The sequence below is a fragment of the Polynucleobacter sp. MWH-Braz-FAM2G genome, assembly GCF_018687635.1.
Taxonomy (GTDB): Bacteria; Pseudomonadota; Gammaproteobacteria; order Burkholderiales; family Burkholderiaceae; genus Polynucleobacter.
Window position 1 is genome coordinate 119,798 of the sequence record NZ_CP061300.1, and the last position, 17,845, is coordinate 137,642.

The window sequence follows — 17,845 nt, forward strand, 5'->3', positions numbered from 1 at the left end:
TGGCAAAGAGAAATTAGGAATTAGTATGAAACGAATTCTGCAAACTTTGATGGGCGTCTGCCAAGCAACAGTATTGGTTGCGGCCCTTGGTTTTGGTGTTGCTGCCAATGCAAATGAAGGTGGCTTTCCTTTAGATAAAGCACCTGACCGTGTGAGTAGTAATGCCTCATTGCAAAATGGCGCAAAGCTATTTGTAAACTATTGCTTGAACTGCCATGCAGCTTCTAGCATGCGTTACAACCGCTTGCGCGACATTGGCTTGACTGATCAGCAAATCAAAGACAACCTCATTTTGACTGATGCCAAAGTGGGTGATTTGATGACCATTTCAATGACCCCCAAAGAAGGTAAGGCTTTCTTTGGTAAGAACCCACCTGATTTATCCGTTGAGGCTCGTGCTCGTGGGATTGATTGGCTCTATACATACTTCCGCACTTTTTATAAAGACGACACCACTCAAACTGGTTGGAATAATTTGGTATACCCAAGCGTAGGTATGCCACATGTTCTCTGGCAGCTACAAGGTGAGCGTGCTGCTAAGTTTGAGGAACATAAAGATCCGCATGATGAAAGTAGAACAGAGAAGGTATTTGTTGGCTTTGAGCAGTTAACTCCGGGCACGATGAAGCCACAAGAGTATGACGACAACATTGCTGACTTAGTAGCTTTCATGTCATGGATGGCTGAGCCAGTGCAATTAGAGCGTAAGCGCCTTGGTGTAGTGGTGCTATTGTTCTTGGCAATCTTCACTATTTTGGCTTGGCGTCTCAATAAAGCTTATTGGAAAGATATTCACTAATTTAGTTTTCGGGTCCTAGCATAGGACCCGTTAATGAAAAAGATGTAACACTGATGTGCGTTTGTTGTATTGAAGTAGAAATTTAAGGAAATAAATTTATGATGGTGTTGTACTCGGGTACTAATTGCCCATTCTCGCAACGCTGCCGTTTGGTGCTTTTTGAAAAAGGCATGGATTTTGAAATCCGTGATGTCGACTTATTTAATAAGCCTGAAGACATCTCAGTAATGAACCCGTATGGCCAAGTGCCCATCTTGGTCGAGCGCGATTTAATTTTGTATGAATCAAACATCATCAATGAGTACATTGATGAGCGTTTTCCTCATCCACAATTGATGCCGCCTGATCCAGTTGCTCGCGCACGTGCACGTCTTTTCCTCTTCAATTTTGAGAAAGAGCTATTTGTGCATGTGGCTGCTTTGGAAAATGAAAAAGGTAAAGCTGCAGAAAAAGTGCACGAAAAAGCGCGTTTAGCAATTCGTGATCGCTTAACTCAATTGGCACCAATTTTTGTTAAAAACAAATATATGTTGGGTGATGAGTTTTCTATGTTGGATGTAGCAATTGCACCATTGCTGTGGCGTCTTGAGCACTATGGCATTGACCTTTCTCGTAACGCGGCGGCCCTCTTGAAATATGCTGAACGTATTTTTAGTCGTCCTGCTTACATTGAGGCATTAACACCCTCTGAGAAAGTGATGCGCCGCTAAGTAACCATAGCGGTTCATTACTCGTCGGCATGTCTGACATTCCAAGCAATAAACCTTACTTAATCCGTGCTCTACATCAGTGGTGCACGGATTTTGGTTTTACACCCTTCATAGCGGTTTTTGTGGATACTAGGGTGGAAGTGCCTATGGAGTTTGTTAAGAATGATGAAATTGTTCTAAATCTCTCGCTGGAGGCATGTCATCAGCTTCAGATGGAGAATGACTGGATAAGCTTTCAGGCAAGGTTTGGAGGGGTTCCAAGAAAGATTATGGTTCCCGTTAGTCATGTTTTGGCTATCTATGCCAGGGAGAATGGTCAGGGCATGTCTTTTCCTTTTGATCCCTCTCAGAGTCGCGATCTTCATATTGCTGACTCTGCTGATGAAGGGTCAGAAAAGCCTAAAATTGGAAGACCGTCATTGAAGATTGTGAAATAGGATAAAATAACACCATTGCCCCTTTAGCTCATCTGGTAGAGCAACTGATTTGTAATCAGTAGGTGGTCTGTTCGAGTCGGACAAGGGGCACCAAAAAATTAAAAGCCTCTAATTAATTTAGAGGCTTTTTCTTTAGCTTGTCTGTTTAAGTGATGGCTGTGGTAATTTACATTCATGAAATGAGACTCAGTCGCTTATCTGATCTGCCTAGCGGTTATAAAATAAATTCATGAATCCGCAGATCCAATTAATGCTTCAGCAAGCTATTCAAGCTTTCCAGTCCAAAAATTATGAGAGGGCGGAATCAATCCTGAATAGGGTGATTAAAGAGGCGCCAAAAAACCTACCAGCGTTACACATTTTGGGTTTGATTAAGGCATCACAGAAAAAATTTAAAGAGGCTGCTGATCTATTGGGAAAGGCAGCTCGACTGAATCCAAATGACGCAGCCATTGAATATAACCTTGCCAAGGCTCTTACAGATTCTGGAATGGTAATAGAGTCAATTGCTCATCATAAAAAAGCAGTCGGATTGGCGCCACATAATGCTGACGCATGGATGAATTATGGAAGAGCTCTCTCTAGCTTGTCGCAGCATGAATCTGCTCTTCAATGTTTTGACAGGGCGGTAAGCATTAATCCAAATTATGCTGATGCTCATCTTAATAAAGGTTTGGCGCATAAAGAGCTTAAGCATTTTCCAGATGCTATCGCCTCCTTTGATATGGTAATCAATTTGATTCCCGAATCCGATCAAGCATGGCTGAATAAAGGAGATATTTTTTATCGATTTAAATATCTAGACGATGCTTTGAATGCAGTCGATAAAGCTATCAGCTTTAAGCCTGATTCAATAGAGGCTCATATTAACCGAAGTGCTATTTTGTGTGAACTGAAGCGTTTCGAAGAGGCCCTCGCGAGTTGTAATAAAGTTATTGAACTTAATCCAGATAATCCACTTTCTTATTTTAATAGCGGTGTAATTCTAAAGGAGTTAGGTCAAACGGCTGATGCTAAAAAGTCATTCACTAGAGCCATAGAGATTAAGTCAGATTACCTTAACCCTAGATGGGCAATGCCTTTTCTGAATATACCAAGCATCTTTCCGAATATTGAAAATTTACAAGAGCTTAGAGCGAAATTCACAAAAGAATTCGAAGAATTAAATCAATGGCTCACTACGGAAAAATTAGATGGTGCTCATGAAGTAATTGGTACTGCTCAACCCTTTTATTTAGCCTACCAAGAATTAAATAATAAAGAGATTCTTTCTAAATATGGCCATCTTTGTAATCGGATTATGGATCGTTGGCAAAACCTGATTAACCTGAAACATGTAGAAAAAAAAGATTCAGGAAAAATTAGGGTTGGTATTGTTAGCGACCATATTCGAAATCACTCTGTATGGCATGCGATTATTAAAGGCTGGCTTCAGAATCTAGATAAAAATAAGTTTGAGGTGTATATATTTCATTTGGGAAGTGTAGTCGATGAAGAAACTCATCTTGCGCAAACACTTGTGACCTCCTTCATTGAGCAACAGGATTCATTACTAGGGTGGGCGACGGCTATTTGTGAAAAAAGTATTGATGTGTTGATTTATCCAGAGATTGGCATGCATCAAATGACTACCCAGTTAGCTAGCCTGCGACTTGCCCCAGTACAAATCGCTTCATGGGGGCATCCAGAAACCAGTGGCCTACCTACAGTAGACTACTACTTATCTGCCGAATTATTTGAGTCTGTAGATTCTTCAGCTGCCTATACAGAAAATTTAATTCGATTGCCAAACTTGGGTTGTAGCTATTCACCTCTATCAATCGTTTCTTCTGAGTTTGAAGTCAAACAATTAGGAGTTGAATCCAATACCCCAATTCTTTTATGCCCCGGTTCTCCATTTAAATACGCACCTCAGCATGACTGGATATTGGTTGAGATTGTTAAAAAACTTGGAAAATGTAAGTTAGTATTTTTTAATCAACAGGATAGTTGGACAAAAATATTGCAAGGGCGTTTGGAAAGGGTCTTTCAAGATGCTGGCTTGATATTTAATGATTGCATTGTTTTTATTCCATGGCTTGAGGCTGATAAATTTTATGGTCTTATGAAGAGCGCAAATGTTTATCTAGATACTATTGGGTTCTCTGGTTTTAATACCGTTATGCAGGCTATGGATTGTGCGTTGCCTGTAGTGTCTAAACAGGGTAATTTTATGCGGGGGCGTCTTGGCAGCGGAATTCTAAGGAGAATGGGGATTCCGGAGCTAATAGCCAATTCTGATGAGGAATATATAGAGCTTGTAGTGCGGATAGCCAACGATGATTCATACCGTAATCAAATGAGCAAAAAAATAATTAATCAGCGCAATATTCTATATAACGATATCGAACCTATTCGTGCGCTAGAACGCTTTATTTTGGAAAAATATAGAAATATATAATTCAAGCGCTTTTAAACTTTTGCTTACAAGAAAGCGCTCATTGAATAGGGCCCGGTTATGTCTATTCAAGCCTTAGTTTTTGAATTACTAGGTTTACTATTGATTTATATAAATTTAAATACTCTACTTTTCCATTGAGGGCGTAAGCCATTTTTAATGCGTCCATTTGTATTAAGGCATTACGTTCTTTCGAAATTAAGCCATTGGAGAATGGGAGTTCTAGCGGGTTATAAGCTTTTACATTCCAGTCGCTATCGGTTGCCAAAATAAGCGATGCAATTCTTTCAATTACAAAAGTTTTTATTGCTGCTGGGCTATCGTGCCCCTCGGCTATTGCATTTAAGCCTTTTGCAGTTGGGGTCTTATTGGCTTCAGCTTCTGCCCATATTAACTCGCATTTTTCTAGCCAAACTTTCCAAAATCTGGGCTTGGCCACAAAAAAGTTGCAGAAAATGTTATTGCCAGAGTGCATCACTATTTCATTGATTTCAGCTGGAAAGCTTAATATTTTAAGTGCGCCCTCCATTGGAATTTGTAAATTTGGATGCTGAGGAATTGCTTGAAGAATGCTGTTTTGATACCAGGCGCCTAAATCAAAAAAAGGCGAAAATGAAAATACATCAACTTCATTTGATTGGTTATTGATAAACTTCAGACAATCTTCAGCGGACAATCCAGTTTTGTTCTTAAATTTTGGGGAAAAGAATCCATACCAACTCTCAGGATTAAGTTGATTATTTAGTAAGTAATTTCTGATGGGCCAGTACTCTCTCCAGTCTGGCCTAAGATTAGACATATTATCTAATGGAAGAAAACCCGGATCATTCGACCCTTTGGTCGGTTCACTGTAAAAAATTTGGAAAATATTTACATTTTTCATAAGCAAAAAGTAGTGTATTTGTGCTGAATATAGTGTGGTTAAAAATTAGGCGACTATATAAAGTATTTTTCTTTTGGGTGCGGCTGCTTAAATTGAATTTCATTGCGAATTTTTAAATACATATTTAAATAAGAATCATCTTTTGTGCACACAAATTTTTCCTTAAGTAGATCGCAGGTCTGGAGCATCTTTCTAGTTCTTGGGTTGTTATCAAATAGTTGGTCGAAGATGGGGGCGGATTGACCAAAATCTAAGGCTAGTGTTTTAAAGTTGCCCTGTGATAAAACTAATGAAGCCAGTCTTTCCTGTATAAAAACCTTCATTGGCCCCAATTTATTTCTTGAGTCAAGATAAGATGTTTCGCCGAGTTTTTTTCTTGTGAAAATTTGTAAAACTGTTCGGCAATGTGTAGCCATTTATTCCAATACTCAGGCTTTGCTATGATGAAATTTGAGAATACTGATGTAGAGGAGTAAGTTACCAGTTTTGTTAGGTCTATATTTAACGATATTTCATTAATAAATTGCTGTGAAATCTCAAGTAGACCTGGGTGGGCAAACTCGCCCTGCTCAAAAGGATTTTTAAAATATGCTAGCTGGTCCCATGCGGGAGAAAAAATTGCTACATTTGCATGCGTGGCATATCGATAAATAATATTGATTAATTCAAAAGCTGGGATGCCGGTTTTCTGTTGAAACTTGGGTGATAAAAATCCATACCAAGCATCTTCTTGCAATTTAGTTTTCTGAAGGAAATCCATGATTGGGTAAAATTCGAACCAATCAGATGGACCATTGGTGTTGTCTAGTGGAATTAACTGAGGATCCAACGAATTTTTTGAAATGTCGTCATAAAAAATTTGATGTATAAAAATATTATTCATGATCAATTTTAGCTAGATAAAGACCTTAAAGTCTTATTTTTACCATTCATTTCTTTATAGCAATTTTTATATTGCAACAGAGGTCATTATGATCCTTAATTGGTATTTCTGATTTCATTTGGACACCATAAATAGTTGTTAAACTTAGTGTAAGTTGTATTTATCGGCATATTTTCTTTGCCTATCTTATTATTCTTGGTTAATTTTCATGAACCAACTTGATCCAAATTTTTTTCAGAATGTATTGAATTGTATTAATGATAAAGATCTCGTGCAGGCAGAGGATTTGCTGTTGTGGGCATTAAATACAAACCCTAAAGACGCTGATGTTCTCAGGCTCTTGTCGGTTGTTGCCGCTCTTAAGTTTGATTTTAGGGCTGCACTGGATTTAATTGATCAAGTGCTTGTACTAACCCCTCAAAATGGCGTGGCCTATAGCAATAAAGGAAATATTCTGAAGGAATTGGGTCAATATGAGGAGGCTTTAAAAAATTATGACATTGCAATACAACTAATGCCTGGCTATGCAGAGACCTATAACAATAAGGCGAATGCATTGCAAGACCTTCACCGCTACGAGGAGTCAATTATCTGGTATGACAAAGCTATTGCCATTAACCCTCAATATGTAGAAGCTTTTTGCAACAAGGGGAATGCTCTTGAATGGCTTGGTCGCCACCAAGAAGCAATGAGTTATTTTGATAGGGCTACCGCACTCAATCCTCAATATGTAGATGCCTATTGGCAAAAAGGTTTAAGCCAGCTTGCAAGTGGGAACTTTGAATTGGGTTGGCAAAACTATGAAGCAAGATGGACAAAGTCTAATCCAGTTAAGTTTGAATATTTAGAAATACCAAGACTACGGGGGACCGAAGGCATTGCTGGTAAGAAAATATTAATTTGGGCCGAGCAAGGTCTAGGCGATACCATTCAGTTTTGTAGATATATTGAGCTTTTATGCCGACTTGGAGCAAAGATAACCTTTTTAGTTCCAGATGCTCTTTTAAATATCCTGAGTCCCATTCAGAAATTTTGTGATTTGAGATCAAATTTAGTATTTCAGGTGAATGAATTTGATTTTCAATCTCCTTTGTTGTCTCTTCCCTTGCTATTTGGCACAACTTTAGATTCAGTTCCATGTGACATTCCATATTTAAACGCGGAAGAAGAAAAGAGAAAAATTTTGCAGTCCCAAATTCTGCCCTCATCAAACATTAAAGTGGGAGTGATTTGGAGTGGGGGTTTTAGGCTGCTGTATTCTGACGGGTATCTTGCGGGGTATCGTCGTAATATCGAACTTGACCTAATAGCAAAGCTCCAGGAGATTCAAGGGGTTGATTTCTATAGTCTGCAGAAGGGTGATCCAGCTGAGTCTGAATTAAAGTCACGAAAAGATGAGCTCTGGCCAGGCATTATTAATTGCTCCTATCTCATTAAAGACTTTTCAGATACCGCTGCGTTAATAGAGTGCATGGATTTAATTATTTCTGTTGATACATCTACAGCTCACCTTGCGGGGGCTTTGGGAAAGCCTGTTTGGATCTTGAATCGCTATGATTCTTGTTGGCGATGGTTGAGAGGTAGAACGGATAGTCCTTGGTATCCCACTGCAAAAATCTATCACCAAAAACAGCCGGGTAACTGGGATGAGGTTATAGAAAGGGTGAAGATTGATTTAAGCGAATATGCGCAGAGGAAGACTACAGCCCCTTAAATATTGAGGTTGACCTTTTTTGTTTCTGGCAAATATATAAAAGCCGCTACAGCAGCGCATGCTAGGAAAATAGTGGGATACCAAAGGCCGGCCGTATCCGTTCCCCAATATTGGTTTATCCAGGTAACAATCAGTGGTAGTAAGCCGCCTATCCATCCAGCAGCTAGATTATGGGGTAATGTTGCAGCGCTATTACGTGATTTAGCAGGAAATAATTCCGCAAGCAATGCAGTTTGTGGCCCCACTACTAAAGCAAGTGCAAATGATAGGCAGCTAAATAACCCGCCTATTAGTAGCAGGCTAAGTAGACTTCCCTGCTGCAGAAATTGATTCCCCAATGACTGGAAGGTGTTAAAAGCTGGAGTTGTAATTAATGATCCTAGTATGAGTCCACCGACGACAATTGGCTTCCTTCCCACCTTATCGGAGAGCCAGCCACTTAATACCGTTAGGGGTAGAAGACATATGATTGCCCAAACACTTAACCAATCCACTATCTCAGAGGGTAACTTCACAGATGTTTTCAAAAAAATTGCGGTGTATACCTGGACACAAAAAAATAAGATAGCTCCTCCAGAGGAAATGCAAAAGAAAAGCAGAAACATCCGCTTACGTATTAGCGGATCACGAAAATTATTAATTACTGGATTGTCAGATTTTTGATTCGCCTTGCTTAACTCTAAAAACACCGGTGTTTCCTCTAATGCCATGCGAGCTTTGAATGCAATTAATAACAACACAATAGAAATCCAAAAAGGCACGCGCCATCCCCACGTTAAGAATTCTTCTGGCGAGAGGAAGTTTCTTAGCAAAGCAATTTGCAGGGTAGAGAAGAGAATTCCCAATGGCCCCATGAGTTGCAGAAAACTGGTTTTAAACCCTCTATATTCATTGCCGGCATGCTCGGTAAGATAAACAGCGCTTCCACCGATTTCTCCACCCGCAGAGAGTCCTTGGAGTAGGCGCAAGCTTACTAGCAAGATGGGCGCCCAAATTCCGACTTGAGCATAGGTAGGCAAAAATCCTACGCTCACAGTAGCAATACCCATTAATACGATGGTGACCATGAAAACTGGCTTTCTACCTATGCGATCGCCTAGGGACCCAAAAATTGCGGCTCCAAGGGGTCTTACAACCATCCCAACACCAAAAGTCGCTAGGCTTGCCAGAAGGGCTGTATTGGGGTCGGTGGAGGGGAAGAAAAGGGGGGCAAAAACTACTGCCAGAGTGGCAAATGTTAAGAAGTCATACCACTCTAAAAAAGTGCCAAAACAAGCCGCAATAGCAATTTTTCTATAGGAATGAGTGCTTTGGTTATTCATTAAGTTATTGATTATATTGAATTTATTTATTAATTACCATAAATTTGTTGCATAGCAACAAATAGTTCTTGATTTGTCATTTTCAATCAGTTACAGTTTAATGGTGCAGTGCAATATTTAAGGTGTCTGAAGTTTCCATTTCTTGAATCGTGCACTTAATTGACTAGTTGTACCACTTAATTTCTGGAGAAATACATGAACCAAGATCAAATCACCGCTAAGTTGTCACAAATTAACAGCAAAGGCCTCGAGGCTACATTTTCTTTGAGTGAAGCAGCTTTGGAAAATGCTCAAAAATTAGCCGAGTTGAACTTTGCGGCTTCTAAGGATGCATTAGTAAATACTCAAGACAGCATTCAGCAAGTTTTGACAGCTAAGGATCCAAAGCAAGTTACTGAATTGTTTAATGCTGAAGCATTGCAATCTGCTGGTAATCAAGCTGTTGCTTACCAAAAGAAAGTAAGCAAAGTATTGCGTGATAGCAATAAAGAATTTGTAAATGTTGTTGATGCAAGCATTGATCAATTACAAGATGGTTTCCAAGATTGGATTAATACTGTTGCAGCAAATGCGCCTGCAGGTTCTGATGCATTCTTATCTTCATTCAAGACTGTATACGGTAGCGCATTGCAAGGCTTTGAGCAGTTCCGTGCTGCAAGTAAAGAAGCTTTTGCAACAGCAGAAAAAAATGCTGATCAAGCAATCGAAACTGTGCAAGGTCAAATTGCTCAAGTGAAAAAAGCCGCTACTCCTGCATCACGTAGCCGTAAGTCTGCTTAATTAGAGTATTAGTTTAAGCACTACGTTATAAAAAAATCCCGCCTGGTGAGAACTAGGTGGGATTTTTGTTTGAAGAAATGAATCTAAGCTTTTAGGGTTGTACAGATTTATTCAAAGTCTGAAGACGATTCAAGCAATGGTGCTGCTAAATTTTTGCTGGGTTTTACACCAAGTTCGCGAACCCTTTCAGCTGACCGAATAAGATTGCCTTTACCAGTTTTCAATTTATTAAAAGCATCGTGATAACTAGTCTGTGCTTGATCTAGGCGCTGACCTAACTTCTCTAAATCATCTACAAAACCTACAAACTTGTCATAAAGGTTGCCACATTGTTTTGCGATTTCTAATGCGTTGCGATTCTGATGATCTTGTCGCCATAGATGCGCAACAGTTCTTAGTGTGGCCATAAGAGTGCTTGGGCAAACTAACACAATGTTTTTGGCTAGGGCTTCTTGATAAAGATTAGGAGCAGTTTTTAATGCTAGTAAAAATGCTGGTTCAATAGGGACAAACATCAAAACAAAATCGACTGAGTTGGCGCCATATAGAGAGCTATAGTTTTTGCCTGAAAGTCCTTGAATATGTTGACGTAGCGACTGAATATGTGCTGATAGTTCTTGCTCTGCAACAACTGGATCTGTGGCTTCTGCATGTCGAGCATAAGCTGTAATAGAAACCTTACTGTCAACAATTAGACTCTTGCCCTCAGGTAATTTAATCACTACGTCAGGCTGTAAGCGAGAGCCATCGGATTGGGTGTGGCTGTCTTGAACAACATATTCTTCGCCTTTACGTAAACCAGAAGATTCAAGAATGGATTCCAGTACTAACTCGCCCCAATTTCCTTGAACCTTAGAGTCCCCTTTTAACGCTTGCGTCAGTGAGCGTGTTTCATCAGACATGCGTAAATTAAGGTTAGCTAAACGCTCAATTTCACTTTTGAGTGCGTGCCTCTCACGTGCTTCGTTCCCATAAGATGTGCTGACTTGTTCTTTGAACTCAGCAAGCTTGGTTTGTAGTGGTTTGAGTAAAGCGTCGAGGTTGGCTGTATTTTGTTCGGTAAAACGTTTAGATTTATCTTCTAGGATTTCGTTGGCTAGGTTTTTAAATTGATTTGTAAGAGCTTCTTTAGCTTCGTTTAACGATTCAATTCTTCCGAGCCCTTGTTTGCGTTCAGAGTCTAATTCAGCCTCTAACCGAATAGCATTTTGTATTGCTAGATCACGTTCATCGCGAAGACTTTGAGTGAGGGCAATTTCCGTTTGGGTTTGCAGTTCTGCGCGAGAGAGGGCGGAGCGAAGATTGAATACATAAACTAGAAGGCCTGCACAAATTACAACTGGCAGGCCAAAAAGTAAAAGAGAGCTTAAATCGAAAGTCACAGAAATCAGACTGAGGATTTATTAGGCTTTAATGAGCTTTTGGAGTTCACCTGACTGAAACATTTCGGTCATGATGTCGGAGCCCCCAATAAATTCACCATTGATATAGAGCTGTGGAATAGTGGGCCAATTGGCATATTCTTTGATGCCTTGACGAATTTCTGCGTCTTCTAAAACGTTAACGGTATGCAGTTTTTCTACGCCACTAGCACGCAAAATATTGACTGCGTTGCCAGAGAATCCACACTGCGGAAATTGCGCAGTTCCCTTCATAAACAACACAACAGGGTGGCTAGTAACGATTTCTTTAATTTGAGCTTGGGTATCCATAAATTCTTTCTAGTAAGGCGGTCTTTTTTAAAGACGGTTAGCAAATTGGTATGAATAGATTTTAAGACCTAATGTAGAAAAGGGTTATTCCAGTCTATTTTCTGCCGGAGGCCACGCGATAATGGCCAGCCAAATCCAGTCGCGCTTGGACATCGCGAAATCCCGCCATTTTTAAGAGGGTCACTACAGCATCTGATTGATCAAAGCCATGCTCAACAGCAATGAGACCATTTGGATTGAGATATTCCATAGCCCCAGAAATAATGGTTTCTATGCAAGAAAGACCATTTCCTTGGTCGGTAAGGGCAGATCGAGGTTCAAAGCGGAGATCGCCTTGATCAAGATGTGCGTCATGGGTGGCTATATATGGGGGGTTGCTAAGGATAATGTCAAAAGATGCACCAGTCTCCAGGGGTTCATACCAGTTTCCATGAATAAATCGAACGCGAGATGCCATGTTTAATCGGTTGGCATTTATTTTGGCGATATCTAAAGCCTCCGGTGATTGATCGATGGCAGTCACTTTAGCTTGGACTGCATCATGAGCTATCGCTAGCGCAATGGCGCCAGAGCCAGTGCCTAAATCTAGAACCGTTGCCGAGTCACCAATACGGTTTATTTCAAGTAAGCCAATTTCAACTAGCAATTCAGTTTCAGGGCGTGGAATGAGAACGCCAGGAGCTACATAGAGCTCAATATTATGAAATCCTCGTTTACCAATTAGATAGGCTATTGGCTCTCCAGCCAATCGTCTAGATTCAAGGTTTTGCCAATCCGCCATTGCTTCTGAATGTAATTGCAGATCATCCCGCGATAATAGGGCGGAGCGGGGAAGCTGATAATGTTTCTCAAGAATGTGAGCCATGAGGATTTTTGCCTCTGACGCTGCAAGCATGGATGCATTTAATAAAGAGCGCAGGCTCAGACTTCCATCCATTGTTTAGTTATCGCCTAGTGCTGCAAGCAACTCCGCTTGATGTTCTGATGCAAGGGCATTGCATAAATCATCTAAATCGCCATCCATCATGGCATCAATTTTGTAAAGAGTGAGGTTGATGCGGTGATCGGTAATGCGTCCTTGTGGAAAGTTGTAGGTGCGGATACGATCACTACGATCCCCTGAGCCAATTAGAGATTTGCGAGTCTGCGCTTCTAATTGATGTTTCTCACGTTCACGGGCGTCCATGATGCGAGACACCAATACCTTCATCGCCTGTTCGCGATTGCGGTGTTGGCTGCGGTCATCTTGGCATTCAACCACTGTGCCAGTTGGTAAATGTGTAATACGTACTGCAGAGTCAGTTTTATTAATATGTTGACCGCCAGCACCAGATGCTCTGAAAGTATCGATACGCAATTCAGCGGGATTAATTTTGACTGCTTCAAGCTCGTCTGCCTCTGGCATCACAGCGACAGTACAAGCTGAAGTGTGTATGCGGCCCTGGGTTTCTGTTTGTGGGACACGCTGCACGCGATGACCGCCCGATTCAAATTTGAGACGAGAGTAGACTGCTTGACCAACTAGGCGTAATACAACCTCTTTATAACCACCCAAATCTGATTCAGCGGCGCTGACAATCTCTACTTTCCAGCCTTGGCGCTCCGCAAAGCGGGTGTACATCCTTAACAGATCGCCTGCAAAAAGTGCGCTTTCATCACCACCAGTTCCTGCACGAATTTCTAAAAAGACATTGCGCTCATCGTTTTCATCTTTAGGAAGTAGTAGTTTTTGGAGGGTGCTTTCAAGCTCTTCCATAGTAGCTAAAGCTTGTTTTTGCTCATCATCCGCAAAATCTTTCATTTCAGGATCTTTACGCATTTCTTCTGCCGCTTGGGCATCTGCCTCGGCTTGCTTGTAAAGGCTAAATTGCTCTACTACGGTCGCAATATCAGAATGTTCGCGTGTGAGCTTCCGATAAGAATCCATATCTTTAGTGGCTTCTTCGGAGGTTAAAAGGGAGTTGAGTTCGGCTAAGCGCGTATCTAGGTGGTCTAGCTTAGCCCGCATGCTGGGCTTCATCTAATGGTCTTCTGGCTTTGAATGCGAGGCGAATAATTTAGGTAACAACTTAATCAAGGCGTCACGCTCAGCGCCATTAGAGTGTTGCAAAGCATGGAGTGAACCATGCAAAAATTTGTTTGTTAGACCTTGAGCCATTGCGTTGAGCACTTCCTGTGGATCATCCCCACGCATAAGGCGCTTCATCGCGCGTTCTAATTCTAGTTGGCGTAAGCGTTCACCTTGCTGCTGAATATCCTGAATGAGTGGAACAGCATTGCGAGCCTGCATCCAATGCATAAAGTTATCAACGCGATCTTCGATGATGACTTCAGCTTGACTTACAGCGGCTTGACGCAAGTTGGTACCAGTCTGAATCATGACTCCTAAGTCATCAACTGTGTATAGGTAAATATCATCTAGCCTGGAAATCTCAGGCTCAAAGTCTCTAGGTACTGCTAAGTCAATCATCACCATCGGTTTGTGGCGGCGTTGCTTTAGAGCGCTCTCAACCATGCCTAGTCCAATAATGGGTAGGGATGAAGCAGTGCTAGAAACAATAATGTCGAATTCATGTAAACGACTTGGTAATTCAGATAACTTAAATGATTCTGCTTGCACATCTTGTGCTGAAATAGAATCTGCGAGCTCTTGGCCGCGTTCAATAGTGCGATTTGCGATCGCTACATTTTTTGGTTTACGTGCAACAAAATGCGTTGCACATAAGGTAATCATGTCGCCAGCGCCAATGAATAGAATTTTCTGATCAGAAATTTTTTCAAAGATACGCTCTGAGAGACGCACTGAAGCTGCTGCCATGGAAATAGAGTGCGCACCAATTTCGGTAGAGCCCCGAACCTCTTTAGCAACTGCAAAGGTTTTTTGGAAAAGCTGATTCAGGTATGTTCCCAAAACGCCAGCATCATTTGCGGTTCGAACGGCATCCTTCATTTGACCCAAAATTTGGGTCTCACCAATCACCATCGAATCTAATCCACAAGCAACCCTAAATGCGTGTCGTACCGCATCCGATTGTGGCAAAGAATAAATATGTGGCTCGAGACTGCTTGGAGCTAGCTTTTGAGTTTTAGCTAACCAGTCGAAAGTAGCCTCATGAAGAACGCCTGCTGCATTTTCGTCATTAGCAGCGCAATAGACTTCAGTTCTATTGCAAGTTGACAAAATCGTTGCTTCTGGGAGCCCAGCGTGATTCGCGCCAACCAAATGTTGGCGAAGATCGTGTAACGCTTCTTGAAGAAATTCAGGGTCAAAAGCGACTTTTTCCCGAATGGCTACCGGCGCTGTGTGATGATTGATGCCAAGGGCTAACAACTTCATAATGGGGATTATAGATTTGATAGTGGTATTAATGGGGGTATGAATGGGGTTTTTGGCTTTTCTGGTGATTGGGAGTATCTCTGGGGTATCTGCTTGGATTTTTTATCCCAGACCATCCAGAGGGGCTAGATCTGGGAAAATTTTCATCGCCCTTACGCTGGGATTTGTAGCTGCAGCTCTTAGCTCATATTTGGGCCAATTTTTAGGGTTTTTTCAATCTGGCCAAATTCTAGAATGGGCCAGCGCTATTTTTGCGGCCTCCGCCGTAGGCGGTATTTTTGCTGCTTTAGCTAAATAAATCTGTCTGAGAGTTTTCCACCCAACGAATGGGTATCAAATTATGGCCCTCTAACCATTTGTTGGCATCAGTAAAGTGCCTACAACTACCTTTGCCTCCAGGCTGCAAAAATGGCTTATCAGTTTTGTATACGCCTAAGCCAGATGGGTGGGAGGATTGCATAACTAATTGATCAACGCCATCTTTAATTAGGGGTAGCTTTGACTGAGCATGACCGCCCCATAGCATCCAGATTAAATGGGGTTTTTGCTTGGCAAGGGCGCTAATTAAGAAGTCAATTAAGCTCTTCCAGCCCAAATTGGTGTGACTACCTGCCTCGCCTAATTTGACGCTTAAAGCAGTGTTGAGAAGTAGCACCCCTTGTTTTGCCCAGTGATGTAAATCACCATGGGGCAGTTGACCAAATCCCTCCAGAGCAAGCGCCTTGCTAATGTTCCGAAGAGAGCTAGGAAATACGCGTGAGTTAGGAGCAATATCTGCAGGTATAGAAAATGCTAAACCTTGTGCTAAATCCGGTGAGTGATAAGGGTCTTGTCCCAAAATAATCACCTTTACTGAATTCACTGGACAGAGCTTTAGTGCTTTAAAAAAGTTATGAGGCTCAGGTCTTACTAAGTGGGGATTGGAATCTAAAACAGCTTGTAAATTTCTCGTTAATGATTGCCAGTCTGTTGACTCAAAGTAGTCGTGCAATAGTTCACGCCAATCACTTGGAATATCGTCCTTTGAAAATAGAGGCTTCAATTTCTATTAAGCTGCTTTCTTAGGTTTTAATTCATATTGTGTTGGTACGGCAATATTTTGGAGCGATACCATGCGCTCATACTCAAGATCATCTCGAAAGAAGGTGATGCGAACATGAGTGTTTTCAGAGAGGCTGCCTAGAACTTTATCCCAGCGTGCATTCGTGACACGCTGACCATCAATGCTAACTAGTAAGTCTCCAGCAGCTAAGCCTGCAGCTTGCGCAATGCCACCATCGAGTACATGGGTAACCTTGAGCCAACCATTGGCATCGGTATGTCGCATTCCAAGCTGCAATTTTAATTTTGCTAATGCGGTATGAGATTTTTCTTCTACGGAGATCAGCTTTGAAGCAATCCATTTTTGAAGTGGAATATCTTCAACGCCAAAAATATAGCGTGCCTTTATTTCGTTCCAGATTTTATTAAAACCATTGCCGAGCAATTCAGAAACTAAATGGTCTAGACCATCCTCGGTAAGTCCGTCAGAGTTAACGCCATGCCTTTTCCAAAGCAAGCGCATTAAGTCATCAAGGGATTGTTGATTTTTTGTGAATGCGCGGATTTGTAAATCTAGGCCCAGTGCTAGTAAGGCACCTTTCCCGTAGTAGCTGACAACCGCGTTGGGAGTGTTTTCGTCGATTTGGTAATACTTTGTCCAAGCATCAAACGAGCTGTCGGCCAGGCTCTGTTTCTGACGTCCAGGTCCGCGCAGAATGGCATTCCAATTGTCCGCAACCAAATTTAAATATGTTTTGAGGTCAATTCGCTTGCTTCGCAATAACTGAAGGTCATCGTAGTAGCTGGTAAAGCCTTCAAATATCCAAAGCAAGCGGGTATGGTTTCGCTTGGATAGGTCATAGGGCTGGAATGCCTTTGGCTGTATGCGCTTGACTAACCATGCATGGAAATACTCATGACTACACAAGCCCAGAAATTCTCTATAAGCAGACTCTTCAAAGAGAATGTTTTCTTGGGGTATCTGATCTCGTCTACAGAGTAATGCAGTGCTATTGCGATGTTCGAGACCACCATAGCCATTCAAAACAGCATTTACTATGAAAAGATATTCACTAAAGGGGGCCTGCTTTGTTTTTGGCTCAAAGAGGTTGATGGTGGTCGAGCAAATTGCCTGTAAGTCTTGCGATAAGCGTTTGGCATCAATAATGTGGTTGCATCCTTGAATTGCCATGCGATGTGGTACGCCATTTGATTCCCAGTGCACCAGTTGAAATTCTCCAATAGCAACTGGATGGTCTAGTAAATCATCATAATTTTTTGCGAGATAAAAACCAAACCCACGTTCATCAGTTTTGGCTGCTCTTAAGGTGGTCTGCACAGTCCAGTGATCGGCAAATGCCAACTTTGGCGGAACAATAGCTAGTGAGCATGGTAAGTGCTCTTGTCCATTAACGGCCAAGCACAGACTAGTTGCATTAAAAAATGCACGTTCTGTATCAAGATAAGCCGCACGCACCGATGAATCAAATGCATAAACGGTCGTTAGCACTTCGACTGGACCTTTGCTCGGAGGCAATTGCCAATGATCATTATCAATGCGTTCAAGCATCAATTTTTTATGATTATCTGAAGCGGAGTAGGCTTCAATGGTCTCAATATGTTTACTGAAATCGCGAATTAAATAGCTTCCTGGTATCCAAGCTGGCATTTGTAAAATCTGACCGCTTGGATTAGGGTTTGCAATATGTAGTTTAACGCGAAAGCGATGGGCATGAAGATCCGCTGGCCAGACTGTGTATTGAATTGCAGGCAAATCAACAGTGCTCATA

16 protein-coding genes and 1 tRNA gene are annotated in these 17,845 nt (G+C 41.5%); 7 read left to right on the forward strand and 10 right to left on the reverse strand.

Going from position 1 to position 17,845, the window contains the following annotated elements:
- The first annotated feature begins 25 nt into the window (after positions 1-25).
- The 5 genes from FD973_RS00695 to FD973_RS00715 all read left to right on the forward strand — a co-directional run bounded on the left by FD973_RS00695 (position 26) and on the right by FD973_RS00715 (position 4,386).
- Positions 26-799: a cytochrome c1 gene (locus FD973_RS00695; RefSeq protein ID WP_371816865.1), complete on the forward strand. Its 774-nt coding sequence runs from the start codon at positions 26-28 to the stop codon at positions 797-799.
- 98 nt (positions 800-897) lie between these two features.
- A complete protein-coding gene (locus tag FD973_RS00700) occupies positions 898-1,509 on the forward strand; it encodes a glutathione S-transferase N-terminal domain-containing protein (RefSeq protein WP_068320223.1) in 612 nt (203 codons plus the stop codon).
- A 29-nt stretch (positions 1,510-1,538) separates the two neighbouring features.
- Positions 1,539-1,946, forward strand: a complete 408-nt coding sequence (locus tag FD973_RS00705; RefSeq protein WP_215323749.1) for a ClpXP protease specificity-enhancing factor — start codon at positions 1,539-1,541, stop codon at positions 1,944-1,946.
- Positions 1,947-1,963: 17 nt separating this feature from the next.
- A tRNA-Thr gene (locus FD973_RS00710) sits at positions 1,964-2,039 on the forward strand.
- A gap of 157 nt (positions 2,040-2,196) precedes the next feature.
- On the forward strand, positions 2,197-4,386 hold the full coding sequence (locus FD973_RS00715) for a tetratricopeptide repeat protein (protein WP_215323750.1): 2,190 nt from the start codon (positions 2,197-2,199) through the stop codon (positions 4,384-4,386).
- Positions 4,387-4,447: 61 nt separating this feature from the next.
- Here FD973_RS00715 and FD973_RS00720 read toward each other — a convergent pair whose 3' ends face one another.
- Positions 4,448-5,182 carry a hypothetical protein gene (locus FD973_RS00720; protein ID WP_215323751.1) on the reverse strand — a complete coding sequence of 245 codons (735 nt, stop codon included), beginning with the start codon at positions 5,180-5,182 and terminating at the stop codon, positions 4,448-4,450.
- 403 nt (positions 5,183-5,585) lie between these two features.
- Positions 5,586-6,149: a hypothetical protein gene (locus FD973_RS00725; RefSeq protein ID WP_215323752.1), complete on the reverse strand. Its 564-nt coding sequence runs from the start codon at positions 6,147-6,149 to the stop codon at positions 5,586-5,588.
- Between the two features lie 208 nt (positions 6,150-6,357).
- Here FD973_RS00725 and FD973_RS00730 point away from each other — a divergent pair, with 208 nt between their 5' ends.
- Positions 6,358-7,863, forward strand: a complete 1,506-nt coding sequence (locus tag FD973_RS00730) for a tetratricopeptide repeat protein (protein WP_215323753.1) — start codon at positions 6,358-6,360, stop codon at positions 7,861-7,863.
- Here FD973_RS00730 and FD973_RS00735 read toward each other — a convergent pair.
- Positions 7,860-9,185, reverse strand: coding sequence for an MFS transporter (locus tag FD973_RS00735; RefSeq protein ID WP_215323754.1), 1,326 nt, complete (start codon positions 9,183-9,185; stop codon positions 7,860-7,862). The genes FD973_RS00730 and FD973_RS00735 overlap by 4 nt on opposite strands.
- A 195-nt stretch (positions 9,186-9,380) precedes the next feature.
- On the opposite strand from FD973_RS00735, the gene FD973_RS00740 reads away from it, so the two are divergent.
- Positions 9,381-9,965: a phasin family protein gene (locus FD973_RS00740; RefSeq protein ID WP_215323755.1), complete on the forward strand. Its 585-nt coding sequence runs from the start codon at positions 9,381-9,383 to the stop codon at positions 9,963-9,965.
- Positions 9,966-10,072: 107 nt separating this feature from the next.
- Here the strand turns inward: FD973_RS00740 and rmuC are convergent, their stop codons facing one another.
- From rmuC to FD973_RS00775, 7 genes are all read right to left on the reverse strand, one after another.
- Complete coding sequence (gene rmuC, locus FD973_RS00745) at positions 10,073-11,347, reverse strand: DNA recombination protein RmuC (RefSeq protein ID WP_215323756.1); 1,275 nt, start codon at positions 11,345-11,347, stop codon at positions 10,073-10,075.
- 21 nt (positions 11,348-11,368) lie between these two features.
- Positions 11,369-11,677 (reverse strand): Grx4 family monothiol glutaredoxin, encoded by a 309-nt coding sequence (gene grxD / locus FD973_RS00750; RefSeq protein WP_215323757.1) that lies wholly within the window; start codon positions 11,675-11,677, stop codon positions 11,369-11,371.
- Positions 11,678-11,771: 94 nt separating this feature from the next.
- Complete coding sequence (gene prmC / locus FD973_RS00755) at positions 11,772-12,614, reverse strand: peptide chain release factor N(5)-glutamine methyltransferase (protein WP_215323758.1); 843 nt, start codon at positions 12,612-12,614, stop codon at positions 11,772-11,774.
- Between the two features lie 3 nt (positions 12,615-12,617).
- Complete coding sequence (gene prfA, locus FD973_RS00760) at positions 12,618-13,697, reverse strand: peptide chain release factor 1 (protein ID WP_215323759.1); 1,080 nt, start codon at positions 13,695-13,697, stop codon at positions 12,618-12,620.
- Positions 13,698-15,014 (reverse strand): glutamyl-tRNA reductase, encoded by a 1,317-nt coding sequence (gene hemA, locus FD973_RS00765; protein WP_215323760.1) that lies wholly within the window; start codon positions 15,012-15,014, stop codon positions 13,698-13,700.
- A 286-nt stretch (positions 15,015-15,300) separates the two neighbouring features.
- Positions 15,301-16,056, reverse strand: coding sequence for a uracil-DNA glycosylase (locus FD973_RS00770; protein WP_215323761.1), 756 nt, complete (start codon positions 16,054-16,056; stop codon positions 15,301-15,303).
- Between the two features lie 6 nt (positions 16,057-16,062).
- Positions 16,063-17,844 carry a M61 family metallopeptidase gene (locus tag FD973_RS00775; RefSeq protein ID WP_215323762.1) on the reverse strand — a complete coding sequence of 594 codons (1,782 nt, stop codon included), beginning with the start codon at positions 17,842-17,844 and terminating at the stop codon, positions 16,063-16,065.
- Position 17,845 lies beyond the last annotated feature (1 nt).

Bases quoted from the DNA above. Each gene is read 5' to 3' on its own strand.
- FD973_RS00695 (WP_371816865.1), top strand. From the start codon at position 26: ATGAAACGAATTCTGCAAACTTTGATGGGCGTCTGCCAAGCAACAGTA.
- FD973_RS00700 (WP_068320223.1), top strand. From the start codon at position 898: ATGATGGTGTTGTACTCGGGTACTAATTGCCCATTCTCGCAACGCTGC.
- FD973_RS00705 (WP_215323749.1), top strand. From the start codon at position 1,539: ATGTCTGACATTCCAAGCAATAAACCTTACTTAATCCGTGCTCTACAT.
- FD973_RS00715 (WP_215323750.1), top strand. From the start codon at position 2,197: ATGCTTCAGCAAGCTATTCAAGCTTTCCAGTCCAAAAATTATGAGAGG.
- FD973_RS00720 (WP_215323751.1), bottom strand. From the start codon at position 5,182: ATGTCTAATCTTAGGCCAGACTGGAGAGAGTACTGGCCCATCAGAAAT.
- FD973_RS00725 (WP_215323752.1), bottom strand. From the start codon at position 6,149: ATGAATAATATTTTTATACATCAAATTTTTTATGACGACATTTCAAAA.
- FD973_RS00730 (WP_215323753.1), top strand. From the start codon at position 6,358: ATGAACCAACTTGATCCAAATTTTTTTCAGAATGTATTGAATTGTATT.
- FD973_RS00735 (WP_215323754.1), bottom strand. From the start codon at position 9,185: ATGAATAACCAAAGCACTCATTCCTATAGAAAAATTGCTATTGCGGCT.
- FD973_RS00740 (WP_215323755.1), top strand. From the start codon at position 9,381: ATGAACCAAGATCAAATCACCGCTAAGTTGTCACAAATTAACAGCAAA.
- grxD (WP_215323757.1), bottom strand. From the start codon at position 11,677: ATGGATACCCAAGCTCAAATTAAAGAAATCGTTACTAGCCACCCTGTT.
- prmC (WP_215323758.1), bottom strand. From the start codon at position 12,614: ATGGATGGAAGTCTGAGCCTGCGCTCTTTATTAAATGCATCCATGCTT.
- prfA (WP_215323759.1), bottom strand. From the start codon at position 13,697: ATGAAGCCCAGCATGCGGGCTAAGCTAGACCACCTAGATACGCGCTTA.
- hemA (WP_215323760.1), bottom strand. From the start codon at position 15,014: ATGAAGTTGTTAGCCCTTGGCATCAATCATCACACAGCGCCGGTAGCC.
- FD973_RS00775 (WP_215323762.1), bottom strand. From the start codon at position 17,844: ATGAGCACTGTTGATTTGCCTGCAATTCAATACACAGTCTGGCCAGCG.